This is a genomic window from Enterobacter sp. N18-03635, assembly GCF_004006055.1.
GTDB lineage: Bacteria > Pseudomonadota > Gammaproteobacteria > Enterobacterales > Enterobacteriaceae > Enterobacter > Enterobacter vonholyi.
The window spans coordinates 1,292,248-1,316,279 of sequence record NZ_CP034769.1 but is presented as its reverse complement, the minus strand read 5'-3'; the positions used below and the strand labels follow the sequence as shown (position 1 = coordinate 1,316,279).

The following is a 24,032-nucleotide window of genomic DNA, read 5'->3' as shown; positions in this document are numbered from 1 at the left end:
TTGGCCCGGCAGCCATACGCCGCCGGGCAAGACTGCAAAACTAGACGTCCAGCAGCAGACGGGTTGGATCTTCCAGCAGCTCTTTAATCGCTACCAGGAAGCCCACGGACTCGCGGCCGTCGATCAGGCGGTGATCGTAAGAGAGCGCCAGGTACATCATCGGCAGGATCTCAACTTTACCGTCTACCGCCATAGGGCGATCTTTGATGGCATGCATACCCAGGATCGCGCTCTGCGGCGGGTTAATGATCGGGGTAGACATCAGCGAGCCGAATACGCCGCCGTTGGTAATGGTGAAGTTACCGCCGGTCAGGTCATCTACGGTCAGCTTGCCGTCGCGGCCTTTCACAGCCAGCTCTTTAATGTTTTTCTCGATGTCAGCCATACCCAGGGTATCCACATCACGCAGAACCGGCGTTACCAGGCCGCGTGGAGTAGAAACCGCCATGCTGACGTCGAAATAGTTGTGGTAAACCACGTCATCGCCATCGATGGACGCGTTCACTTCCGGATAGCGTTTCAGCGCTTCAACCACCGCCTTCACGTAGAAGGACATAAAGCCCAGACGGATACCGTGACGTTTTTCAAACGCGTCACCGTACTGCTTGCGCAGGTCCATGATTGGCTTCATGTTCACTTCGTTGAAGGTGGTCAGCATCGCGGTAGAGTTTTTCGCTTCCAGCAGACGCTCGGCAACGCGCTTACGCAGGCGGGTCATCGGCACGCGTTTTTCGCTGCGGGCACTCAGCGCAGGCTGAGCTGCTGGCGCCGCCGCAGGAGCTTTCGCTTCGGCCTGAGCAGGCGCTTTCGCCAGATGCTTGTCGATGTCTTCACGGGTCAGACGGCCGCCAACGCCGGTGCCTTTAATGGCTGCCGGGTCGAGGCTGTGTTCCGCCAGCAGGCGACGGATCGCCGGGCTGAGAGCGTCGTTAGACTGCTCTTCCAGAGAAGCCTGCTGGCGCTGAGCCGGCGTAGAGGCTTTCTCTTCAAATTTTGCGCTGGACTCTTTGCCCGCGCTGTTGCCTTCACGCAGGCGACCCAGGATCTGACGAGAGGTGACGGTAGTACCTTCATCTTCCAGCACCGCGTCCAGAACGCCATCCGCCGAAGCCGGTACTTCCAGTACCACTTTGTCAGTTTCGATTTCTACCAGCACTTCATCGCGCTTAACGGCATCGCCTGGTTTTTTGTGCCAGGTAGCGACGGTCGCATCTGCTACGGATTCAGGCAGGTCGGGAACAAGAATATCTACGCTACTCATTATGTATCCTTTAATTAATCGACGTTCAGCGCGTCATTGACCAGATCTTGTTGCTGCTTCTGGTGAACGGACATATACCCTACCGCCGGAGAGGCGGAGGCCGGGCGACCTGCATAGCGCAGGGCTGACCCAAATGGAATCACTTCACGGAAATGATGCTGGCTGCAGTACCATGCGCCCTGGTTAAGCGGCTCTTCCTGGCACCAGACAAAATCATGAACGTGAGCGTACGGTTTCAGCGCTTCCTGCACCGCCTGGTGCGGGAACGGATAAAGCTGTTCGATACGCACGATGGCGACATCTTTCTGATCGTTCTTACGGCGCTGTTCCAGCAGGTCGTAATAAACCTTACCAGAACACATCACCACACGCTTCACGGCCTGTGGATCCAGCTCGTCAATTTCACCGATGGCCGGCAGGAAGGTGCCATTTGCCAGCTCATCCAGGCTCGACACCGCCAGCGGGTGACGCAGCAGGGATTTCGGCGACATCACCACCAGCGGACGACGCATACCGCGCAGCGCCTGACGACGCAGCATGTGGTACACCTGAGCCGGAGTAGACGGTACGCAGACCTGCATGTTCTGCTCGGCGCAGAGCTGCAGATAACGTTCCAGACGCGCGGAAGAGTGCTCCGGACCCTGACCTTCATAACCGTGCGGCAGCAGCATTACCAGGCCACACATACGGCCCCACTTCTGCTCGCCGGAGGAGATGAACTGGTCGATAACCACCTGCGCACCGTTAGCGAAGTCACCGAACTGCGCTTCCCAGATGGTCAGGGTGCGTGGTTCAGCGGTGGCATAACCGTATTCGAAGGCCAGAACAGCTTCTTCAGACAGCACGGAGTCCCAGACCTTGAACTGGCCCTGACCGTTGTGCACGTGCTGCAGCGGGGTGTAGGTTGAACCGTTGGACTGGTTGTGAACAACCGCGTGACGGTGGAAGAAGGTTCCACGGCCCGCATCTTCACCGGACAGACGAACAGGAATGCCTTCATCAACCAGCGTTGCGTAGGCCAGCGTTTCCGCACCGCCCCAGTCGAAGAGCTTCTCGCCTGCCGCCATGGACTGACGGTCAGCATAAATTTTCGCCACGCGCGACTGCATCTCGATAGCGTCCGGCACGGTGCTGATGCGTTTAGCCAGCTCCTGCAGGCGCTTCATCTCAACCTTATTCGGGTAGCTCTCATCCCACTCGTGGTTGAGGTACGGCGACCAGGTAAAGGAGTGCATGTTCATCGGACGCAGCTCTTTCACTACGCATTCGCCCGCATCCAGCGCATCGCGGTAGAGGTTGACCATTTCGGTCGCATCTTCCAGCGTCGCCACTTTGTCGCCTTCCAGCTTGTCAGCATAGATTTTGCGCGGAGTCGGGTGTTTTTTGATTTTCTGATACATCAGCGGCTGGGTTGCACTTGGCTCATCCGCTTCGTTGTGGCCGTGACGGCGGTAGCAGAAGAGGTCAATGAACACATCGCGTTTGAAGGTATTACGGAAGTCCAGCGCCAGACGGGTCACGAAAGCCACGGCTTCCGGGTCATCCGCGTTAACGTGGAAGATCGGCGCCTGCACCATCTTACCGATGTCGGTGCAGTACGGGGTAGAACGCGCATCCAGCGGGTTAGAGGTGGTGAAGCCCACCTGGTTGTTGATCACGATGCGAACGGTACCGCCCACTTCATAACCACGCGCTTTGGACATGTTCAGGGTTTCCTGCACCACGCCCTGCCCTGTTACCGCCGCATCACCGTGGATGGTAATTGGCAGAACTTTATTGCTGCTTGGCTCGTCCAGACGATCCAGACGCGCGCGCACGGAACCGATAACCACCGGGCTGACGATTTCCAGGTGTGACGGGTTAAACGCCAGCGCCAGGTGAACCAGACCGCCTTCGGTTTCGATATCCGACGAGAAGCCCATGTGGTACTTCACGTCGCCGGTGCCGAGGTGTTCTTTATGTTTGCCCGCGAATTCGTCGAACAGGTCCTGCGGTTTTTTACCCAGCACGTTGACCAGCACGTTCAGACGACCACGGTGCGCCATGCCCAGCACCACTTCACGGGTGCCGCTCTTGCCTGCGTGACGAATCAGTTCTTTCAGCATCGGCACCAGGGCGTCACCGCCTTCCAGCGAGAAGCGTTTTGCGCCCGGGAACTTCGCGCCCAGATAGCGCTCAAGGCCTTCCGCTGCGGTCAGTTCGCTGAGGAAGCGCTTTTTCTCGTCAGCCGAGAAGGTCGCGTGGCCCGCTACGGATTCGATGCGCTGCTGGATCCAGCGCTTCTCTTCGGTAGAGGTAATGTGCATGTATTCCGCGCCGATGGAGCCGCAGTAGGTTTGCTTGAGCGCGTCAATCAGATCGCCCAGCTTCATCGTGTCTTTGCCGATGGCAAAGGAACCTACGTTAAAGCTTTCCTGGAAATCGGCCTCGGTCAGATCGTGATATGCCGGATCGAGATCGGCCACACGGTCTTGTTTCCACAGTCCCAGCGGATCGAGATTCGCATGCTGGTGACCACGGAAGCGATAAGCGTTGATAAGCTGCAGGACTTTAACCTGCTTCGCATTGGTGTCAGGGTCGGAAATCGCAGAAGAGTAACGTGAGGCATCCTTCGCCAGACGACGGAAATAATCACGTGTTTTGGAATGGAATTGATCCGGTTTGACCCCTGTACCAGGCAACTGCTGGAACATGGAACGCCAGTTTGCGTCCACTGAGTCAGGATCGGTTAAGAAGTCTTCATAGAGCTGTTCTATCCAGCTCTGGTTGGCACCAGAGAGGTAAGAAGAGTCCAGCCAGGCTTTCATTGCGCCGTTCTGCATCGTGATCCCTTAAGCATTTTTATGCTTACTTTCGCCGTAGAAACTACCACGCACACCACGTGTACGTGCCGGGGTTCACCTGCGAGCTCTTTGTGGCCCGCGAAGGAACCTTTAGAAACTGTCTAGACTTCAGGGCAGTTTTTAAAGGTTTCTGCAATCTATTCCCTCTCCCTGTGGGAGAGGGTTAAGGTGAGGGGAACAGCGCTCCCCTCTCACTACTTACGCACTGCGCTGCAGCAGCATCGACTTAATATGGCCGATGGCGCGCGTCGGGTTCAGCCCCTTCGGACACACACTGACGCAGTTCATGATGCTATGGCAGCGGAATACGCTGAAAGCGTCACTCAGTCCTTCCAGACGGCTGTCGGTTTCGGTGTCGCGGCTGTCGATCAGGAAGCGATAGGCAGCCAGCAGACCGGCCGGACCGATAAACTTGTCCGGGTTCCACCAGAACGACGGGCAGGACGTAGAACAGCATGCGCAGAGAATACACTCGTACAAACCGTCGAGTTTTTCACGCTGCTCAGGAGACTGTAAGTGCTCGCGAGCCGGTGGATTTTGCCCATTATTCAATAAGTAAGGCTTAATCTTCTCATATTGTGCATAGAATTGCCCCATGTCTACCACCAAATCACGCACGACCGGCAGGCCTGGCAGAGGACGGATAACAATTTTCTGACCGGGACGCTGCAACGCTGAAATGGGCGTGATGCAGGCCAGGCCATTTTTGCCGTTCATGTTCACACCGTCAGAGCCACAAACCCCTTCACGGCAGGAGCGGCGGAACGACAGCGTTGGATCTTTTTCTTTCAGCTGGATTAAGGCATCCAGCAGCATCATGTCGCGACCTTCTTCCGCTTCCAGGGTGTAGTCCTGCATGCGCGGAGCGTCATCAACATCCGGGTTATAACGATAAACTGAGAATTCGAGTTTCATTATCCTGTCTCCGCATTAGTAAGTACGAATCTTCGGCGGGAACGCCGGACGCAGTTTCGGTTCCATGTTGACGCTACGACGCGTCATGGTTTCCGACTCTGGCAGATACAGGGAATGACACAGCCAGTTTTCGTCATCACGCTCCGGGAAGTCGAAGCGGCTATGGGCGCCACGGCTTTCGGTACGGAAGTTTGCCGACATCGCGGTCGCGAACGCGGTTTCCATCAGGTTATCCAGCTCCAGGCACTCAACGCGCTGGGTGTTGAACTCGCTGGAGGTGTCGTCCAGACGGGCATTTTTCAGACGCTCGCGGATCGCTTTCAGCTGCTCAAGACCTTTGGCCATCGCGTCGCCTTCACGGAATACCGAGAAGTTGTGCTGCATACATTCCTGCAGCGCTTTACGGATTTCCACCGGATCTTCGCCGTTACGGTTGCCGTTCCAGCGGTTGAGGCGCTCAAGAGAGGCATCAATTTCGTCGTCGGTTGCGTCACGCAGCGCGCCCTGCTCGGCAATGGATTCCTGCAGATGCAGACCCACCGCACGACCAAACACCACCAGATCCAGCAGGGAGTTGCCGCCCAGACGGTTAGCGCCGTGTACGGATACGCAGGCAATTTCGCCCACCGCGAACAGGCCAGGAATGACCACGTCTTCGCCCTGCTCGTTCACGGTCAGCGCCTGACCGGTCACTTTGGTCGGAATACCGCCCATCATGTAGTGGCAGGTTGGGATAACCGGAATCGGCTCTTTCACCGGATCGACGTGCGCGAAGGTGCGGGAGAGTTCCAGGATGCCCGGCAGACGGGACTCCAGCACTTCTTTACCCAGATGGTCGAGCTTCAGCTTCGCGTGCGGACCCCATGGGCCGTCGCAGCCGCGGCCTTCACGGATTTCGATCATGATGGAACGCGCCACCACGTCACGACCCGCCAGGTCTTTCGCATTCGGGGCATAACGCTCCATGAAGCGTTCGCCGTGTTTGTTCAGCAGGTAGCCACCTTCACCGCGGCAGCCTTCTGTTACCAGAACGCCTGCACCGGCGATACCGGTTGGGTGGAACTGCCACATCTCCATATCCTGCACCGGCACGCCCGCGCGGATAGCCATACCGACACCGTCACCGGTGTTGATGTGGGCGTTGGTGGTGGACTGATAGATACGGCCTGCACCGCCGGTCGCCAGCACGGTAGCGCGCGCTTTGAAGTAAACCACTTCACCGGTTTCGATGCACAGCGCGGTACAGCCAACAATTGCGCCATCGGCGTTTTTCACCAGATCCAGCGCATACCACTCGGAGAAGATGGTGGTGTGGTTTTTCAGGTTCTGCTGATACAGGGTGTGCAGCAGCGCGTGACCGGTACGGTCAGCCGCCGCCGCGGTGCGTGCCGCCTGCTCGCCGCCGAAGTTTTTCGACTGGCCGCCAAATGGACGCTGATAGATAGTGCCATTTTCCAGACGGGAGAACGGCAGACCCATGTGGTCCAGCTCCAGAATCGCTTCCGGACCGGTTTTACACATATATTCGATGGCATCCTGGTCGCCGATGTAATCGGAACCTTTTACCGTGTCATACATGTGCCATTCCCAGTTATCTTCATGGGAGTTACCCAGCGCAACGGTAATACCGCCCTGCGCGGACACAGTATGGGAACGGGTCGGGAAAACTTTAGAGAGCAGCGCACAGGTTTGGCCGCTCTGGGAAATTTGCAGTGCGGCACGCATACCTGCGCCACCGGCACCAATTACAACAGCATCAAATTCTCTGACTGGCAGTTTCATTACACACCCCACACCACAACGAATCCATAAATAACGTAAACCACCAGTGCAACCACAATGGCCAGCTGCAGTGGGAGGCGAATCGCCAGCGGTTTAACGTAATCGGTCAACACCTGCCACATGCCAATCCATGCATGAATAAGGATAGAGAACAGGGCCAGCAGGGTGAACACTTTGGTGAAGGCGGATCCGAAGAACCCACTCCAGATTTCCCACGTCACCGTGCCGCTGGTCGCGAAGAAACCGATCATATAGATGATGTAAAGAGTGAGAACGATGGCGGTAGCACGGACCAGAATGAAGTCATGTACGCCGTTGCGTCCTAATGCGGAGGCGTTGCTTACCATACGAGAACTCCTGCGAGAAGTGAAAGCACGACAGTAATCACAAATGAAATGTTAGCGGAGCGTTTCCCGGCTTCGAAAGTCTCTTCCAGGTAGCCAAAGTCCATTAGCATATGGCGAACACCCACGACGACGTGGTACGCCAGCGCGGTCAGAATGCCCCACATGATGAATTTCACGAAGAAGCTGTTCATGATGGCAGAGGCCTGGAGGAATCCTTCAGGGGAAGAGAGGCTGGTGCCCAGTAACCACAGCAGAATACCGACCGCCACAAACGTAATCACACCAGAAACACGGTGCAGAATGGACGCTATTGCTGTTACGGGGAACCGGATCGTTTTGAGATCCAGATTGACAGGTCTTTGTTTTTTCACATTTCTTATCATGAATAACGCCCACATGCTGTTCTTATTGTTTCCTTCCTCCGGACTGCGATGCGGGTCAAGCAGCGTTCCTTTTCTATAACTGCGCGTCATGCAAAACACTGCTTCCAGATGCTTAAACGACACGTTACAACGCTGGGTGGCTCGGGATTGCAGGGTGTTCCGGAGACCTGGCGGCAGTATAGGCCGTTCACAAAATCATTACAATTAACCTACATACAGTTTGTCGGGTTTTCTCTGGAACAGTGATCAGGGTCACGATAACAACATCTTTTTAATTTTTAATCATCTGATTTGACAAATGTTAAACAATATTGTTACAAACGTCATCAGAAAAGGCATATAATGCGCAAAAGTTATGAGGTCTCTCTTTCACCTGACAAATAGTTATGTAACAGTGTGATGGTATTGACCGAAGTTATCAGGACAGTTATTAGTGATATACAGGTTTGAATAATTCGGACTGCAAAAACGCTGATTTGCTGTTGTTTCACTGATATTTCATTCGTTTACCTGCAAGGCGCCATAGCTCTGTACCCTGGTTTGTCCTCGTGAGCTGAGCGGTAAGCCAAATAACAATCTGGTAACGGTGATTAACAGCTGAAAGCAAATCCGGTAAAGCGCAGTCTTAAGCATAAGGCGCTAAGGAGACCGTAAATGGCTGATACAAAGGCAACGCTCACCCTAAATGGTGACACTGCTATTGAACTGGATGTGCTAAAAGGCACGCTCGGTCAGGATGTTATTGATATCCGTACGCTGGGTTCCAAAGGGATGTTCACCTTTGACCCTGGATTTACCTCTACCGCATCTTGCGAATCCAAAATCACCTTCATTGACGGTGACGAAGGTATCCTGCTCCATCGCGGCTTCCCTATCGATCAGTTAGCCACCGAATCCAACTACCTGGAAGTGTGCTACATCCTGCTGAACGGCGAAAAACCGACGCAGGCCCAGTTCGATGAATTTAAAACCACCGTGACCCGTCACACCATGATCCATGAGCAGATTACCCGTCTGTTCCATGCGTTCCGTCGTGACTCTCACCCAATGGCGGTGATGTGCGGTATTACCGGTGCGCTTGCAGCGTTCTACCACGACTCCCTTGACGTGAATAACCCGCGTCACCGTGAAATCGCCGCTTACCGTCTGCTGTCCAAAATGCCTACCATGGCGGCGATGTGCTACAAATACTCCATCGGCCAGCCGTTTGTGTATCCGCGCAACGACCTCTCCTACGCGGGTAACTTCCTGCGCATGATGTTCTCCACGCCGTGCGAAGAGTACGAAGTGAACCCGGTTCTGGAACGCGCGATGGACCGTATTCTGATCCTGCACGCTGACCACGAACAGAACGCCTCTACCTCTACCGTCCGTACCGCGGGCTCTTCAGGCGCGAACCCGTTCGCCTGTATCGCTGCGGGCATCGCCTCCCTGTGGGGACCGGCGCACGGCGGCGCGAACGAAGCGGCACTGAAGATGCTGGAAGAGATCAGCACCGTTGAGCACATTCCTGAGTTCGTGCGTCGCGCGAAAGACAAGAATGATTCCTTCCGCCTGATGGGCTTCGGTCACCGTGTTTACAAAAACTACGACCCGCGCGCCACTGTGATGCGTGAGACCTGCCACGAAGTGCTGAAAGAGCTGGGTACCAAAGATGATCTGCTGGAAGTGGCGATGGAGCTGGAACACATCGCGCTGAACGACCCGTACTTCATCGAGAAGAAACTCTACCCGAACGTTGATTTCTACTCTGGCATTATTCTGAAAGCGATGGGCATTCCGTCTTCCATGTTCACCGTGATCTTCGCTATGGCGCGTACCGTAGGCTGGATTGCGCACTGGAACGAAATGCACAGCGAAGGCATGAAGATCGCGCGTCCTCGTCAGCTGTATACCGGCTACGAGCAGCGTGATTTTAAGTCTGACCTGAAGCGCTAAAAGATGTTGGGTGCGGCCTGATGCCATCACCCCGGCCCTCTCCCACAGGGAGAGGGTGAAAACATTAAAAACGGTAACCCAAGGGTTACCGTTTTACTTTTATTTCTGGCAGTGCGGGCACCAGTAAAAGGGTCTTGAAGAGAGCATCATCCTGTCGATAATCCCGCCGCACCGCTCGCACTTTTTCCCCGCCCGATGAAACACCTTAAAGCGGAACAGCGCCCCGTGATGCTTGTTTTCATCCACTACGCCACGCGTGTTGTACGACAGCCGCGGGATGTCCAGCAGCGCGTGGGACAGCGCCTCCAGCTGTTCATCGCTCAGCTGAGAGGCTTTATGCTGCGGCGCCAGCCCGACTTCCCAGAGGATTTCCACCCGCAGGTAGTTGCCAAGCCCGGCCAGAAAGGCCTGGTCAAGAAACAGGCCGGAAAACTGCCGGTTGCGGAATGCAGGCGATAACAGCCGGGCCTTCACATCGCTCGCCGTCAGGCGCATATCCAGCACGTCCGGCCCAACCCGCTGTAAGAACGGGTGCGTGAGCACCTGCTCAGGCGTTAACATTTCGATATCAGAGGCGCTATAGAGCAGGATCGCCTTATCCGCCGTTTGCAGCCTGACGCGCAGCACGCGTTTCGTTTGCGGCTGTTCACCCGCCTCCACCACGCGCCAGACGCCGTAAAGCTGGTTATGGCTGTATAACGTCAGGTTATGGGAAAAATGCGTGAGCAATGCTTTGCCGCGCGTTTCAATATGCGTTACCGACTGCCCCACCAGCTGTGATTCAAACGGTTTCAGTTGAGGAAAAGCAAACCAGGCCTCCGTCAGCGGTTTGCCCTTTATCGCCGCCTCGAGGCTATCCGCCGCGCGGCGGATCTCCGGGCCTTCTGGCATTTTTCTGTCCTTTCATGATTAATCTGCGCTGACAAGAATGCCCTCTTCAGCGAACGCGGCCCGCAGGCGGCGCGCGAACTGGAGCGCATGCTCGCCATCGCCGTGCAAACATACCGTATCAGCCTGAACGTGCGCCGTTGTGCCATCCACGGCGGTCACTCGCCCGTAGCGCACCATCTCCAGCGTCTGGGCCAGCGCTTTCGCTTCATCGGTAATCAGCGCACCGGCCTGCGTACGCGGTACAAGGCTGCCATCAGGCATGAATCCCCGATCGGCAAACACCTCCTGCCGCGTGGTCAGCCCCAGCCGTTCTCCGGCACGAATAAGCTCGCTGCCCGCCAGGCCAACCAGAATCAGCTGCGGGTTGCAATCGCGTACCGCGCGGGCAATCGCCTCCGCCAGCGCCGGATCTTTCGCCGCCTGGTTATAGAGCATGCCGTGCGGCTTCACGTGGCGCAGCACAACGTTCTCAGCGCGCACCATCGCCTCCAGCGCGCCAATCTGGTAGAGCACCTGAGCGTAAACCGTCTCAGGCGGCAGGTCCATCGCGGTGCGGCCAAAGTTTTCCCGGTCAGGGTAGCTCGGATGTGCGCCTATCGCGACGCCGTTTTTGATGGCGTTACGCACGCTCTCTAGCATGGTTTGCGCATCGCCCGCGTGGAAGCCGCAGGCGATATTGATCGAGGAGACCAGCGTCATCAGCGCCGCATCGGCGCTGCCGCCCTCGCCCAGATCGGCATTCAAATCAATCTTTACCATCGAGCCTCCACGCCAGCTGTTCGAGATAGCGCTGCTGATCCTGCCGCGCCTTTAGCGCCTCCTCCAGCGAACATTGAACGAAGTGAATCGGCTGTCCGAGGGGAATTTGCGCCAGATGGTAGCGATCGGCTTCAATGATGCAGGCAATTCGCGGGTAGCCCCCCGTCGTCTGCGCGTCGTTCATTAAGACGATCGGTTGCCCGTTGCCCGGAACCTGAATAACCCCTGGCAATAAACCGTGGGAGAGCAGTTCTCTGTCGGTCGTCCGGATCAGCGGCTGCCCCTGCAGACGATAACCCATACGGTTACTCTGCGGACTGAGCTTCCACGGCGAGCGCCAGAAGGACTCTTTTGAGGCCTCGTCGAACTCATGATATTCCGGCCCCGGTAAGGCGCGGATCTGGTTTCCCCAGAGGAGTTGTTTTACCCCCTGAGCCGTCGAGAAGTGACGCGAAGAGGGCTTAATCGCCAGGCGATCGCCATCGCGCAACAACCGTCCTTCGTGACCGCCAATCCCGGCTTTCTGATCGGTACTGGATGAGCCCAGCACGTCAGGCACATCAATGCCGCCAGCCACCGCAAGATAGCTACGCACGCCGTGCAGAGGACGCTTTAAGGTCAGACGCTGTCCGGCTTTCGCCCGCAGACGCCAGCCGGTCCACACCGCTTTGCCGTCCAGCATGGCATCACAGCCTGCGCCGGTGAGCGCGAACCAGGTCTCCTGACCAAACTCAATGACACACTGGCCGAGCGTAATTTCGAGCGCCGCCGTGCTGCCGGGGTTGCCCACCAGCACATTAGCGATTTCCAGCGCTGGACGGTCCAGCGCACCACAATAGCTCACGCCGGACTGACGCATGCCAAAGCGCCCGGCATCCTGTACGGAGGTGTAAAGCCCGGCGCGAATAAGCGTTAACATACCCCCTCCTTCTGCGGGATAAAGCGAAGGGTGTCGCCGGGCCGCAGGAGTATCGGCGTCTCCAGCACGGGTTCAAATAACGGGGTGGCGGTATGCCCGATAAGCTGCCATCCACCGGGCGATGTCAGCGGATAAACGCCGGTCTGCTCGCCACCGATAGCCACCGTCCCCGCCGGTACGCTCAGGCGCGGCTCAGCGCGGCGCGGCGTATGCAGCCGGGGAGATAATCCCCCCAGATACGGGAATCCGGGCTGGAATCCCAGGAACCAGACGACGTAGTCAACCGAACTGTGCAACTCAACAACCTGCTTTTCGGTGAGCCCGCAGTGGTCTGCGACCACACCAAGATCCGGTCCCCCCGTACCGCCATAAACGACCGGGATCTCAATGGCACGCGATTCCGGCTCCAGCGCCTCGCTCTCTTCCCACCAGCGCTGTAAACGTTCAATGGCATCCAGCGCCAGCGTATGCGGACTACGCAGCACCACCGTGATGTTATTCATCCCCGGAATGGCTTCAACCACATCCGGCAGATCGACCAGACGCTGGGTTAGCCGCCAGATACGCTTTTGCGTGGCAAGGGTCACCGGCGGCTCGAGTTCCAGAACCACTGCCGTTTCTCCCAGAAGATAACAACGCGCTCGCTGCACTCAGGCACCTCTCATCAGGCCGGGTTAGGAATATCAATAAAGGTCACATCCAGATCGGTATTTTCCGTCAGCCACTCGCTGAGGGCGCGAATGCCGCCGCGCTCGGTGGCATGATGGCCTGCCGCGTAAAAATGCAGCCCCTGTTCACGCGCCGAGTGAATGGTCTGCTCGGAAACCTCGCCGGTGATAAAGGCATCAACACCGAAGCGCGCGGCGCTGTCGATAAAGCCCTGCCCGCCTCCGGTGCACCAGGCAACACGCTTCACCGTATCCGGACCGGTATCGCCGCTCCACAGCGGACGACGCCCCAGGCGCGCTTCAATCCAGGAAGCCAGTTCCAGCCCCGGAACCGGCATCGCCAGCTCGCCCCACGGCACCAGCGGCTCGATTTCGCCCATTACGGTAATCCCCAACAGTCGGGCAAGCTGAACGTTGTTACCAAGCTCCGGATGTGCGTCCAGCGGCAGGTGGTAACCGTACAGGTTGATGTCATTTGCCAGCAACGTTTTCAGGCGGTTGCGCTTCATGCCGCGAATAATCGGTGATTCGTTTTTCCAGAAGTAACCGTGATGGACAATCACCGCATCGGCCTCCTGACGGACAGCCTCGTCGAGCAGCGCCTGGCTTGCCGTGACGCCGGTGATAATTTTCTGTACCGTTTCGCGCCCTTCTACCTGCAGGCCATTAGGACCGTAGTCGCTAAAGGAGGCGGTATTGAGTTTTTCGTTAATCAGGCGTTCCAGTTCACTGTTTTTCATCTTTATGCTCTCAAACTTTTCTGGCGGCTTCGTACGCTTCCAGCGTGGCGACACGCGCCTGTTTATGGTCAACAATCGGGCGGGGATAATCGAGCTTTACGCCCTGTTTATCCGCCCATGCCCACGGGTCGTGGATCGCTTTCGCAGGAACGTTCCTGAGCGCGGGCAACCAGCGGCGGATAAAGTCGCCGTTGGCATCAAATTTTTGTCCCTGAGTGGTTGGATTAAAAATCCGGAAATAGGGAGCCGCATCGGTGCCCGTAGAGGCAGCCCACTGCCAGCCGCCGTTATTCGCGGCGAGATCGCCATCGATCAGCTGAGAGATAAAATAGCGCTCTCCGATACGCCAGTCGATAAGCAGATCCTTCACCAGAAAGCTGGCGGTAATCATTCGCAGGCGGTTGTGCATCCACCCGGTTTCATTCAGCTGGCGCATGGCAGCATCAACAATCGGATAGCCCGTCTCCCCTTTTTGCCAGGCCTGTAAAAGTGCCTCATCGTGCTGCCATTTTACGTTGTCGGTCCAGGGAATGAACGGACGATGCTTACAGAGATCGGGATGATACGTCATCAGATGCCGATAAAATTCACGCCAGATAAGTTCGTTCAGCCACACCGACCCCGCTCCACCGTCCATTGCCTGCGGCTGCTCGGCCAGAAGACGGTGTAGACACTGACGAGGAGAGAGCACGCCCAGCGCCAGGCTTGCCGATAAGCGGCTTGTCCCTTCAATCGCCGGGAAATCCCTGCGCGCCTCGTACTCTCCCGCGCCCTGTTTGCCAAACTGGCGCAGCTTCGCAATTGCTGCCTTCTCGTTTGCGGGGAACAGAAGCTCATCGAATGTCTGTTGGGGATAGTTAAACGTTAATTCAGGCAGCGTGGTTATGGCTTCCCCTCTGGCTGCGGGTGCGGGTACGCACTCCGGCAGCGCCTCTTTCAGACGTTTAACAAAAGCATTTTTAAACGGCGTGAACACTTTATACATTTCGTGGCCGCCGGTCATGACGCTGCCCGGTGCCAGCATTACGCTGTCATCAAATCCTTCACAAACCACCTCGCCCAGAATGTTCTCCAGTTGGCGATCCCGCAGCCGTTCGTTCAGCTCGTACTGGTAGTTATAAAAAAGATGCGTGACGCCGTTCTGCTGACATACCTCCCGCAACATCTTAAGCTGCGCGGCAAAATCACTGACCTCTTTGTAGATCAGGGGGATACCTTTTTCAGCAAGTGAGTGTTGCAGATCGTTCAGATGCGATTTGAGGTAAGCCGCCTGCCGCGGGGCCATATCATGCTGCTGCCACTGTTCAGGCGTAGCGATAAACAGCGCCAGCACGCTGGCGTCATCGGAACGGCAGGCTGCCGCGAGTGCGAAGTTGTCATGTACGCGCAGGTCCGCGCGAAACCAAACCAGATGGGTGGGCATAAAACTCCAGGCAAATATCCATTATGTCCGTAAGGGCACGCCACCAAAGGAAAAAGCGGCGCGCTTTTACTGTACTTTGCCATGAAGTGTAGACCGGATGAAATAAAAAAGGCCGCCCGAGGCGGCCTTAACGCTACTTGTCTTGCGCTATCGTGGTAAATGCAACAAACCCGATCGGTTCATCACTTTTGACAACGAGTACGCTTGCGACAATGAACGCGATGCAAAAATAGCGTTTCATTATGCGGTCTCTGCTGCTAACCGCTCCACCGTTCACCACCGGTGATAAGTCGGTGGACACAAGCCCGGGTAGGCGGACTGCTTTACAGCTGTAAAAATACCTTTCCCAGGACCGATGCCCATTTGCGAGATGGCGGAAAGGGACGCCGCATCATAATGAACATCCGTTGCAAAGGTAAGATACTCGAAGAAAATTAGGATTTTATAAAGGCTTCCAGGGATTGCCATCTGCTTACAGGAGGGTATGATAAAAATCCCGGGTAGGGGCTGCAAGACCACCCAACGGACCGCGAATCCGAAGGGACAAAAAAACCGCCACATTGCTGTTGGCGGTTTTTTTATTGCTGTGTGTAGTCTTAGTAAAAGTCGCAGGTCGCTTTCTCGGCCTGATCCATCCACACCGGCTTCTCGCTGGTTTTCGCCCAGACGCGGTGCAGATAGCTATAAAAACGCGCACGATCTTTCCAGAACAGCATCACCGGCAGAGCCAGCACGCCAGCCACTACGGCGAAAGCGCGGCGCATGAACACGATATGAGCCGGAAACTCTTTATAAAGATCCATATTTTTCTCCCCTATAGTTGGCCGGAAACGTCATCCGGAAAATTCAAAATCTGTGACCTGGCTAAAATAATATCGCTTTGTTTGTAATTTTACTACTCATCCGACCACTTATTTTCGTCCGTTTAGCGAAAATTTACATTCACGCCGTAATTAAGTTACAAAAAAGTTAACGATTTACTTATCAATAGTTAAATTGTGGGCTTTGCCATTTTTATACTTTTTTTACACCCGCCCTTCTCATTTTTGCGAAATCTTTGCGCCAGAAATCCTACCGTTAGCACAACAACAAAAGTCACCCGGAGGTGGATTGTGAGTGCAGGTCTTATTGCCGGCATCGTGCTGGTGTTCCTGTTATTGGGTTATCTGGTTTATGCCCTGATTAATGCGGAGGCATTCTGATGGCTGCTCAGGCGTTTTTGCTTATTGCCAGTTTCTTAGTGGTGTTGTTCGTTCTGGCAAGGCCACTGGGCTCGGGGCTGGCACGGCTAATCAATAACGTTCCCCTGCCCGGAACGGGAAGCGTTGAAAAAGGGATCTGGCGCGTACTGGGTATAGACGATCGGGAGATGAACTGGCGTGACTATCTGATCGCCATTCTGCTGCTGAACATCGTCGGGCTCATTGCGCTTTTTGCCATGCTGATGTTGCAGGGTATCCTGCCTTTGAATCCGCAACAGTTACCGGGCCTGTCCTGGCATCTCGCGCTTAACACGGCAGTCAGTTTTGTCACTAACACCAACTGGCAGTCCTATGCTGGTGAAACCACGCTCAGCTACTTCAGCCAGATGGTCGGGCTAACCGTGCAGAACTTCCTCTCTGCCGCCAGCGGTATTGCGGTGATCTTCGCGCTGACGCGTGCGTTTGCGCGTCAGAAAGTGAGTACGCTGGGTAACGCGTGGGTAGACCTGACGCGCATTACGCTGTGGATCCTGCTGCCGATTGCGCTGCTGATCGCGCTGTTCTTCATTCAGCAGGGCAGCCTGCAAAACCTGCTGCCTTACGCGCCATATACCTCGCTGGAAGGCGCAAAACAGCTCCTGCCGATGGGGCCAGTGGCGTCGCAGGAAGCCATCAAAATGCTCGGAACGAACGGCGGGGGCTTCTTCAACGCCAACTCCTCGCACCCGTTTGAAAACCCGACCGCCCTGACTAATTTTGTGCAGATGCTGGCGATTTTCCTGATCCCCGCCGCGCTCTGCTTTGCCTTTGGTGACGTAGTTAACGATCGCCGTCAGGGCCGTACCCTGCTCTGGACCATGTCGCTGATCTTTGTGGTCTGTGTTGCGCTGGTGATGTGGGCTGAATGGCAGGGTAATCCGCACTTCCTCTCACTCGGGGCCGATAGTGCAATCAATATGGAAGGTAAAGAGAGCCGCTTTGGCATTCTCGCCAGCAGCCTGTATGCGGTGGTCACCACGGCTGCGTCGTGCGGGGCCGTCAATGCCATGCATGATTCCTTTACGGCGCTGGGCGGCATGATCCCGATGTGGCTGATGCAGATTGGCGAGGTGGTGTTTGGCGGCGTGGGCTCCGGTCTTTACGGCATGCTGCTGTTCGTGCTGCTGGCGGTGTTTATTGCCGGTCTGATGATTGGCCGCACCCCGGAATACCTCGGTAAAAAAATCGACGTTAGCGAGATGAAACTAACCGCGCTGGCGATCCTGGTCACCCCGGCTCTCGTGCTGCTCGGCACCGCGCTGGCGCTGATGACCGAGGCCGGACGCAGCGGTATCTTTAACCCCGGTATTCACGGTTTTAGCGAAGTGCTGTATGCCGTCTCCTCGGCCGCCAACAACAACGGCAGCGCCTTTGCGGGCCTAAGCGCCAACTCACCGTTCTGGAACTGCCTGCTGGCGTTCTGCATGTTTGTGGGCCGCTTCGGGATCATTGTGCCGGTCATGGCGATTGCCGGATCGCTGGTGAATAAAAAAATCCAACCGACCACCACCGGGACATTACCGACCCACGGCGCGCTGTTTATCGGCCTGCTGACGGGCACCGTGTTGCTGGTCGGCGCCCTGACCTTTATCCCCGCCCTCGCGTTAGGCCCGGTCGCGGAATACCTCTCTTTACGCTGATTTTGCGGAGAAATTGTCATGAGTCGTAAACAACTGGCCCTGTTCGAACCGTCATTAGTTCGCCAGGCGCTCATGGATGCGGTGAAAAAGCTGAGCCCGCGCGTGCAGTGGCACAACCCGGTGATGTTTATCGTCTGGGCGGGAAGCGTCCTGACCACCGCCCTGGCGATTGCCATGGGAACGGGCCATATGCCGGGAAATGCGATGTTTACCGGCGCCATCAGCCTGTGGCTGTGGTTTACCGTGCTGTTCGCCAACTTTGCGGAAGCGCTGGCGGAAGGCCGGAGTAAAGCCCAGGCCAACAGCCTGAAAGGGGTGAAAAAAACCGCCTTCGCGCGCAAGCTACGGGAACCGAAATACGGCGCTCAGATGGACCACGTTCCGGCAGATGAACTGCGTAAAGGCGATGTGGTGCTGGTTGAAGCCGGTGACATCATCCCTTGCGACGGCGAAGTCATTGAAGGGGGCGCATCGGTGGATGAAAGCGCCATCACCGGGGAATCCGCGCCGGTTATCCGTGAATCCGGCGGCGATTTCGCCTCCGTGACGGGCGGGACGCGCATTCTCTCCGACTGGCTGGTGATCCAGTGCAGCGTTAACCCGGGTGAAACCTTCCTCGACCGGATGATCGCCATGGTGGAAGGCGCACAGCGCCGTAAAACGCCAAACGAGATTGCCCTGACCATCCTGCTGGTGGCCCTGACCATTGTCTTCCTGCTGGCAACCGCCACGCTGTGGCCATTCTCTGCCTATGGCGGTACCGCGGTCACCGTCACGGTGCTGGTGGCGCTGCTGGTCTGCCTGATCCCCACCACCATCGGCGGCCTGCTGTCGGCCATCGGCGTGGCCGGCATGAGCCGTATGCTCGGAGCCAACGTTATCGCCACCAGCGGGCGTGCTGTAGAAGCCGCCGGTGACGTGGATGTGTTGCTGCTGGATAAAACCGGCACCATTACCCTTGGTAACCGTCAGGCGTCAGATTTCCTACCCGCCCCGGGCGTGGATGAAAAAACGCTGGCGGATGCCGCGCAGCTCTCCTCGCTTGCTGATGAAACCCCGGAAGGCCGCAGCATTGTGATCCTCGCCAAGCAGCGCTTTAACCTGCGCCAGCGCGACGTTCAGAGCCTGCACGCCACGTTCGTACCCTTCACGGCGCAAACCCGCATGAGCGGCATCAACATCCAGGATCGCATGATCCGTAAAGGCTCGGTTGACGCGATCCGCCGCCACATCGAGGCCAACAACGGTCACTTCCCACCGGAAGTGGACAACCTGGTTGAAAGCGTGGCCCGTCAGGGGGCAACGCCGCTGGTTGTGGCCGAAGGCGCGCGCGTGCTCGGGGTGATTGCGCTGAAGGATATCGTCAAAGGCGGCATCAAGGAGCGCTTTGCCCAGCTGCGTAAGATGGGGATCAAAACGGTGATGATCACCGGGGATAACCGTCTTACCGCCGCGGCGATTGCCGCCGAAGCGGGCGTGGATGATTTCCTTTCCGAAGCCACACCGGAAGCCAAGCTGGCACTGATTCGTCAGTATCAGGCGGAAGGCCGTCTGGTGGCGATGACCGGTGACGGGACCAACGATGCTCCTGCCCTCGCGCAGGCCGACGTGGCGGTGGCGATGAACTCCGGTACCCAGGCAGCCAAAGAGGCGGGCAACATGGTCGACCTCGACTCTAACCCGACCAAACTGATTGAAGTGGTACACATCGGCAAGCAGATGCTGATGACGCGCGGCTCGCTGACCACGTTCAGTATCGCTAATGACGTGGCGAAGTATTTCGCCATCATTCCGGCCGCGTTTGCTGCGACCTATCCGCAATTAAACGCCCTGAACGTAATGCACCTACATTCTCCGGCCTCGGCCATTCTGAGCGCAGTGATCTTTAACGCCCTGATTATTGTCTTCCTGATCCCGCTGGCGCTGAAGGGCGTGAGCTATAAGCCGCTCACGGCGGCCGCCATGCTGCGCCGCAACCTGTGGATTTACGGCCTGGGCGGGCTGGTGGTGCCCTTCGTCGGTATCAAGGTTATCGACCTGCTGTTGACGCTGTTCGACCTGGTTTAAAAGGTGAATCAAATGACGATGTTACGCCCCGCTATACTTCTGTTTATTCTGCTGTCTCTCATTACCGGCGGGCTGTACCCGCTGGTGACCACCGCGCTGGGCCAGTGGTGGTTTAAGGATCAGGCTAACGGCTCGCTGATTATGCAAAACGGTGAAAACCGCGGGTCTCGCCTGATTGGTCAGAACTTTACGGATGCCCGCTACTTCCAGGGACGCCCTTCCGCCACTGCCGAAAGCCCGTATAATCCGATGGCATCCGGCGGCAGTAACCTGGCGGGCAGCAACCCCGAGCTTGATAAAGCCGTTACTGAGCGCGTGGCTGCCCTGCGTGCCGCGAATCCACAGGCCAGCCGTGACGTTCCCGTGGAGCTGGTGACCACCTCGGCCAGCGGGCTGGACTACAGCCTGACGCCAGCAGCCGTGGCATGGCAGATCCCGCGCGTCGCCACCGCCCGTCAGCTGACCGTCGAACAGGTGAGCCAGCTGGTTGCCGCGCACACGCAAAAGCCGCTGGTCAGCTTCATCGGCATGCCCGTGGTAAATATTGTTGAGCTGAATCTGGCGCTGGACGCGCTAAGGAAAAACTAAATGACCGACGAGCCCATGCGCCCGGATCCGGACAGGCTGCTTGAACAGACGGCTGAAGCCCATCGCGGCAAACTGAAAATTTTCTTCGGCGCCTGCGCGGGCGTCGGGAAAACCTTCGCTATGCTGACGGAAGCCCAGCGGCTTCGGGCGCAGGGGCTCGATATTCTGATCGGCGTGGTTGAAACCCACGGACGTAAAGAGACGGCATCACTGCTGAAGGGGCTGGCAACCCAGCCGCCCCGCCGCATCAGCCATCGCGGTCGGTTAGTCACTGAATTCGATCTCGATGCCGCCCTCGCCCGCCGCCCCGCGCTTATCCTGATGGACGAGCTGGCGCACAGCAATGCGCCAGGCTCGCGCCACCCCAAACGCTGGCAGGACGTTGAAGAGTTACTTGAAGCCGGTATCGATGTGTTCACGACGGTTAACGTTCAGCATCTCGAAAGCCTGAACGACGTGGTCAGCGGCGTGACCGGCATTCAGGTGCGCGAAACAGTGCCCGATCCCTTCTTCGATTCCGCAGACGAGGTGGTGCTGGTCGACCTGCCGCCCGATGATTTGCGCCAGCGCCTGCACGAAGGCAAAGTCTATATCGCCGGTCAGGCCGAGCGCGCCATCGAACATTTCTTCCGTAAAGGCAACCTGATAGCCCTGCGCGAGCTGGCCCTGCGCCGAACCGCCGACCGGGTGGACGATCAGATGCGCGCCTGGCGCGACCTGCAGGGCCAGGAACGCGTCTGGCACACGCGGGACGCCATCCTGCTGTGCGTGGGCCACGGCAGCGGCAATGAAAAGCTTGTCCGCACCGCCGCGCGCCTGGCTGCCAAATTTGGCAGCGTCTGGCATGCGGTGTATGTCGAAACGCCGCAGCTGCACGCGCTGCCCGAAAACCAGCGTCGCGCGATCCTGAGTTCGCTTCGCCTTGCGCAGGAGCTGGGTGCGGAAACCGCCACCCTTTCCGATCCTCAGGAAGATAAAGCCATTCTGCGCTACGCGCGCGAGCATAACCTGGGGAAAATCGTCATTGGCCGTCGTCAGCATCGCCGCTGGTTTAGCCGCGAATCCTTTGCCGACAAGCTGGCCCGTCGCGCGCCGGATCTGGATCTGGTGATCGTGGCGCTGGACGACAAACCTACCCCCTTACCCAATCGTGCGCCGGACAGCCGCACCTTCAGCGATAAATGGCGCATTCAGCTTCGCGGCTGTCTTGTCGCCGTCGTGCTCTGCGCCCTGATTACCGTGATTGCCAGCCAGTGGCTGATTGCGTTTGACGCCGCCAACCTGGTGATGATCTACCTTCTCGGCGTGGTGGTGGTGGCGCTCTTTTACGGGCGCTGGCCGTCGGTCCTGGCGACGGTGATTAACGTCATCAGCTTCGATCTGTTCTTTATTGCTCCCCGCGGGACGCTCGCCGTCTCGGACGTGCAGTACATCCTCACCTTTGCCGTGATGCTCACCGTCGGGCTGGTGATCGGCAATCTGACGGCGGGCGTGCGCTATCAGGCGCGTATCGCCCGCTATCGCGAACAGCGCACGCGCCATCTCTATGAGATGTCGAAATCGCTGGCGGTGGGCCGCACGCCGCTGGATATCGTACAGACCAGCGAGCAGTTTATCCGCTCGACGTTTCATGCCAGCAACCTGATTTTACTCCCGGACGAACACGGCAAGCTGCGCCCGCTGACGTCGGCCTCAGGCATGACGCCCTGGGACGAAGCCATCGCGCGCTGGAGCTTTGACAAAGGCTTACCGGCGGGCGCAGGGACCGACACCCTCCCCGGCGTGCCCTACCAAATTCTGCCCCTGCGCAGCGCCGATAAAAATCAGGGGCTGGTCATCGTGGAGCCTTCCAACCTGCGCCAGCTGATGATCCCCGAACAGCAGCGACTGCTGGAGACCTTTACGCTGCTGGTTGCCAGCGCGCTGGAGCGGCTGGCCCTCACCGCCAGCGAGGAACAGGCCCGTCTGGCGAGCGAGCGTGAAAGCATTCGTAACTCGCTGCTGGCGGCGCTCTCTCACGATCTGCGAACACCGCTCACCGTCCTGTTTGGTCAGTCAGAAATCCTGACGCTGGACCTGGCGGCGGAAGGCTCTAAACATGCCCTTCAGGCCAGCGAGATCCGCCAGCATGTGCTGAATACCACGCGTCTGGTGAATAACCTGCTCGATATGGCGCGTATCCAGTCGGGCGGTTTTAACCTCAAAAAAGAGTGGCTCACGCTGGAAGAGGTGGTGGGCAGCGCGCTGAAAATGCTCGAACCCGGTCTGGGCGGGCGACATATCGTGCTGAACATGCCCGAGCCCCTGACCTTAATTCATGTCGATGGTCCGCTGTTTGAACGGGTGCTGATCAACCTGCTGGAAAATGCCGGCAAATATGCGGGCGCCGGTGCTCAGATTGGGGTTGATGCGACGGTGGAAGAGGGCACCCTTCGCCTTAACGTCTGGGATACCGGCCCCGGCATTCCAGCCGGGCAGGAATTGGCTATTTTCGAGAAATTCGCACGCGGCAACAAGGAGTCGGCCATTCCGGGCGTGGGGCTGGGGCTGGCGATTTGTCAGGCGATCATTGACGTGCATGGCGGCTCCATTTCCGCGGAGAATCGTCCCGAAGGCGGCGCGCGGTTTTGTGTTACACTTCCTCTGGAAACCCCGCCAGAACTTAATGAATTACCAGAGGATTTGTGATTAACGTTCTGATTGTTGAAGATGAGATCGCCATTAGCCGTTTTCTGCGCGCTGCGCTGGAAGGAGACGGTCTGCGCGTTCATGATGCGGGTACGCTTCAGCGGGGTTTAATTGAGGCCGCTACCCGCAAGCCGGACCTGGTGATCCTCGATCTGGGACTCCCGGACGGCGACGGCATCGATTTTATTCGTGAAGTCCGCCAGTGGAGCCAGATGCCGATCCTCGTGCTCTCCGCCCGTACTGAAGAGACGGATAAAATCGCCGCGCTGGATGCCGGGGCGGATGACTATCTGATTAAACCGTTTGGTATCGGCGAGCTTCAGGCTCGCCTTCGCGTGGCGCTGCGTCGCCACAGCGCCACCACGCCTGCCGATCCAACCTACGCGTTTGGGGATATCCGGGTTGACCTGGCCGCGCGGCGCATTTTGCGCGGCGAAGAGGAAATTCATCTTACGCCCATTGAGTTTCGCCTGCTCGCCGTGCTGCTCAACAACCACGGCAAGGTTCTCACCCAGCGCCAGCTGTTAAGTCAGGTGTGGGGACCCAACGCCGTGGAGCATAGTCACTATTTACGCATATATATGGGACATCTTCGTCAGAAACTCGAAGTCGACCCCGCTCGCCCTCGCCATTTATTAACTGAAACCGGTATCGGTTATCGGTTTATGCTTTGAATAACTATTCATTTTATTTTTAAATAAAACCGAAATACCTCAGACAATATTTCACAAATAACCCATAAGTTATTTTTACGGGCTATTTTTGCTCATTTAAAACATTAATAATACAACCTGTTAACGCAACACCAACAAATCAGAATTTTGATCTGCGATATTCATCAAAAACGAATATTTATTTCTGATTTGATCGGTTAACGGTGATCTTGTTCACAGTTAATCGCTTTTTCCTGGATAAAATGACCATGCTTTCAATTACTGA

Annotated in this window: 20 protein-coding genes; 7 read left to right on the top strand and 13 right to left on the bottom strand. The window is 57.0% G+C overall.

Going from position 1 to position 24,032, the window contains the following annotated elements; all coding sequences use genetic code 11:
* Positions 1-40: 40 nt before the first annotated feature.
* The 6 genes from odhB to sdhC form a co-directional block, all read right to left on the bottom strand.
* Positions 41-1,261 (bottom strand): 2-oxoglutarate dehydrogenase complex dihydrolipoyllysine-residue succinyltransferase, encoded by a 1,221-nt coding sequence (gene odhB / locus ELK40_RS06945; RefSeq protein WP_127730073.1) that lies wholly within the window; start codon positions 1,259-1,261, stop codon positions 41-43.
* A 14-nt stretch (positions 1,262-1,275) separates the two neighbouring features.
* Positions 1,276-4,083, bottom strand: coding sequence for a 2-oxoglutarate dehydrogenase E1 component (gene sucA, locus ELK40_RS06940; RefSeq protein ID WP_115874512.1), 2,808 nt, complete (start codon positions 4,081-4,083; stop codon positions 1,276-1,278).
* Between the two features lie 219 nt (positions 4,084-4,302).
* Positions 4,303-5,019 carry a succinate dehydrogenase iron-sulfur subunit SdhB gene (gene sdhB / locus ELK40_RS06935; protein WP_008501090.1) on the bottom strand — a complete coding sequence of 239 codons (717 nt, stop codon included), beginning with the start codon at positions 5,017-5,019 and terminating at the stop codon, positions 4,303-4,305.
* 15 nt (positions 5,020-5,034) lie between these two features.
* Positions 5,035-6,801, bottom strand: coding sequence for a succinate dehydrogenase flavoprotein subunit (gene sdhA / locus ELK40_RS06930; protein WP_024908800.1), 1,767 nt, complete (start codon positions 6,799-6,801; stop codon positions 5,035-5,037).
* The gene (gene sdhD / locus ELK40_RS06925) at positions 6,801-7,148 is read right to left on the bottom strand and encodes a succinate dehydrogenase membrane anchor subunit (RefSeq protein ID WP_127730071.1); all 348 of its coding nucleotides are present in this window, start codon (positions 7,146-7,148) and stop codon (positions 6,801-6,803) included. Before sdhD ends, sdhA begins: the two co-directional genes overlap by 1 nt.
* Entirely contained in the window at positions 7,142-7,546 is a 405-nt protein-coding gene (sdhC, locus tag ELK40_RS06920; protein ID WP_020684965.1) for a succinate dehydrogenase cytochrome b556 subunit, read from the bottom strand. The genes sdhD and sdhC overlap by 7 nt, the downstream gene beginning before the upstream one ends.
* 639 nt (positions 7,547-8,185) lie before the next feature.
* Between sdhC and ELK40_RS06915 the strand changes: the two genes are divergently transcribed.
* Positions 8,186-9,469, top strand: a complete 1,284-nt coding sequence (locus tag ELK40_RS06915) for a citrate synthase (protein ID WP_045909567.1) — start codon at positions 8,186-8,188, stop codon at positions 9,467-9,469.
* A gap of 99 nt (positions 9,470-9,568) precedes the next feature.
* On the opposite strand, the gene nei is transcribed toward ELK40_RS06915, so the two are convergent.
* The 7 genes from nei to ELK40_RS06880 form a co-directional block, all read right to left on the bottom strand.
* Positions 9,569-10,360: an endonuclease VIII gene (nei, locus tag ELK40_RS06910; RefSeq protein WP_127730069.1), complete on the bottom strand. Its 792-nt coding sequence runs from the start codon at positions 10,358-10,360 to the stop codon at positions 9,569-9,571.
* 18 nt (positions 10,361-10,378) lie between these two features.
* Positions 10,379-11,119 carry a 5-oxoprolinase subunit PxpA gene (gene pxpA, locus ELK40_RS06905; RefSeq protein ID WP_127730067.1) on the bottom strand — a complete coding sequence of 247 codons (741 nt, stop codon included), beginning with the start codon at positions 11,117-11,119 and terminating at the stop codon, positions 10,379-10,381.
* Positions 11,106-12,038, bottom strand: coding sequence for a 5-oxoprolinase subunit PxpC (pxpC, locus tag ELK40_RS06900; protein WP_127730065.1), 933 nt, complete (start codon positions 12,036-12,038; stop codon positions 11,106-11,108). The genes pxpA and pxpC overlap by 14 nt, the downstream gene beginning before the upstream one ends.
* Positions 12,032-12,688, bottom strand: a complete 657-nt coding sequence (pxpB, locus tag ELK40_RS06895; protein WP_127730063.1) for a 5-oxoprolinase subunit PxpB — start codon at positions 12,686-12,688, stop codon at positions 12,032-12,034. The genes pxpC and pxpB overlap by 7 nt, the downstream gene beginning before the upstream one ends.
* Before the next feature lie 14 nt (positions 12,689-12,702).
* Positions 12,703-13,446: a type 2 GTP cyclohydrolase I gene (locus tag ELK40_RS06890; protein ID WP_045909572.1), complete on the bottom strand. Its 744-nt coding sequence runs from the start codon at positions 13,444-13,446 to the stop codon at positions 12,703-12,705.
* A gap of 10 nt (positions 13,447-13,456) precedes the next feature.
* Complete coding sequence (gene phrB, locus ELK40_RS06885) at positions 13,457-14,869, bottom strand: deoxyribodipyrimidine photo-lyase (protein WP_127730061.1); 1,413 nt, start codon at positions 14,867-14,869, stop codon at positions 13,457-13,459.
* Between the two features lie 596 nt (positions 14,870-15,465).
* A complete protein-coding gene (locus tag ELK40_RS06880; RefSeq protein WP_008501079.1) occupies positions 15,466-15,672 on the bottom strand; it encodes a YbfA family protein in 207 nt (68 codons plus the stop codon).
* A 309-nt stretch (positions 15,673-15,981) separates the two neighbouring features.
* Between ELK40_RS06880 and kdpF the strand changes: the two genes are divergently transcribed.
* The 6 genes from kdpF to kdpE are packed head-to-tail and all read left to right on the top strand — an operon-like array spanning position 15,982 to position 23,767.
* On the top strand, positions 15,982-16,071 hold the full coding sequence (kdpF, locus tag ELK40_RS06875) for a K(+)-transporting ATPase subunit F (protein WP_014069365.1): 90 nt from the start codon (positions 15,982-15,984) through the stop codon (positions 16,069-16,071).
* Positions 16,071-17,750 (top strand): potassium-transporting ATPase subunit KdpA, encoded by a 1,680-nt coding sequence (kdpA, locus tag ELK40_RS06870; protein ID WP_127730059.1) that lies wholly within the window; start codon positions 16,071-16,073, stop codon positions 17,748-17,750. The genes kdpF and kdpA overlap by 1 nt, the downstream gene beginning before the upstream one ends.
* Positions 17,751-17,768: 18 nt before the next feature.
* Complete coding sequence (gene kdpB / locus ELK40_RS06865; protein WP_115874506.1) at positions 17,769-19,817, top strand: potassium-transporting ATPase subunit KdpB; 2,049 nt, start codon at positions 17,769-17,771, stop codon at positions 19,815-19,817.
* 12 nt (positions 19,818-19,829) lie between these two features.
* Positions 19,830-20,405: a potassium-transporting ATPase subunit KdpC gene (gene kdpC, locus ELK40_RS06860; protein WP_115874505.1), complete on the top strand. Its 576-nt coding sequence runs from the start codon at positions 19,830-19,832 to the stop codon at positions 20,403-20,405.
* On the top strand, positions 20,406-23,093 hold the full coding sequence (gene kdpD / locus ELK40_RS06855; RefSeq protein ID WP_127730057.1) for a two-component system sensor histidine kinase KdpD: 2,688 nt from the start codon (positions 20,406-20,408) through the stop codon (positions 23,091-23,093).
* Complete coding sequence (kdpE, locus tag ELK40_RS06850; protein ID WP_111964377.1) at positions 23,090-23,767, top strand: two-component system response regulator KdpE; 678 nt, start codon at positions 23,090-23,092, stop codon at positions 23,765-23,767. The genes kdpD and kdpE overlap by 4 nt, the downstream gene beginning before the upstream one ends.
* Positions 23,768-24,032 lie beyond the last annotated feature (265 nt).

Bases quoted from the DNA above. Each gene is read 5' to 3' on its own strand.
- odhB (WP_127730073.1), bottom strand. From the start codon at position 1,261: ATGAGTAGCGTAGATATTCTTGTTCCCGACCTGCCTGAATCCGTAGCA.
- sucA (WP_115874512.1), bottom strand. From the start codon at position 4,083: ATGCAGAACGGCGCAATGAAAGCCTGGCTGGACTCTTCTTACCTCTCT.
- sdhB (WP_008501090.1), bottom strand. From the start codon at position 5,019: ATGAAACTCGAATTCTCAGTTTATCGTTATAACCCGGATGTTGATGAC.
- sdhA (WP_024908800.1), bottom strand. From the start codon at position 6,801: ATGAAACTGCCAGTCAGAGAATTTGATGCTGTTGTAATTGGTGCCGGT.
- sdhD (WP_127730071.1), bottom strand. From the start codon at position 7,148: ATGGTAAGCAACGCCTCCGCATTAGGACGCAACGGCGTACATGACTTC.
- sdhC (WP_020684965.1), bottom strand. From the start codon at position 7,546: ATGTGGGCGTTATTCATGATAAGAAATGTGAAAAAACAAAGACCTGTC.
- ELK40_RS06915 (WP_045909567.1), top strand. From the start codon at position 8,186: ATGGCTGATACAAAGGCAACGCTCACCCTAAATGGTGACACTGCTATT.
- nei (WP_127730069.1), bottom strand. From the start codon at position 10,360: ATGCCAGAAGGCCCGGAGATCCGCCGCGCGGCGGATAGCCTCGAGGCG.
- pxpA (WP_127730067.1), bottom strand. From the start codon at position 11,119: ATGGTAAAGATTGATTTGAATGCCGATCTGGGCGAGGGCGGCAGCGCC.
- pxpC (WP_127730065.1), bottom strand. From the start codon at position 12,038: ATGTTAACGCTTATTCGCGCCGGGCTTTACACCTCCGTACAGGATGCC.
- ELK40_RS06890 (WP_045909572.1), bottom strand. From the start codon at position 13,446: ATGAAAAACAGTGAACTGGAACGCCTGATTAACGAAAAACTCAATACC.
- phrB (WP_127730061.1), bottom strand. From the start codon at position 14,869: ATGCCCACCCATCTGGTTTGGTTTCGCGCGGACCTGCGCGTACATGAC.
- ELK40_RS06880 (WP_008501079.1), bottom strand. From the start codon at position 15,672: ATGGATCTTTATAAAGAGTTTCCGGCTCATATCGTGTTCATGCGCCGC.
- kdpA (WP_127730059.1), top strand. From the start codon at position 16,071: ATGGCTGCTCAGGCGTTTTTGCTTATTGCCAGTTTCTTAGTGGTGTTG.
- kdpB (WP_115874506.1), top strand. From the start codon at position 17,769: ATGAGTCGTAAACAACTGGCCCTGTTCGAACCGTCATTAGTTCGCCAG.
- kdpC (WP_115874505.1), top strand. From the start codon at position 19,830: ATGACGATGTTACGCCCCGCTATACTTCTGTTTATTCTGCTGTCTCTC.
- kdpD (WP_127730057.1), top strand. From the start codon at position 20,406: ATGACCGACGAGCCCATGCGCCCGGATCCGGACAGGCTGCTTGAACAG.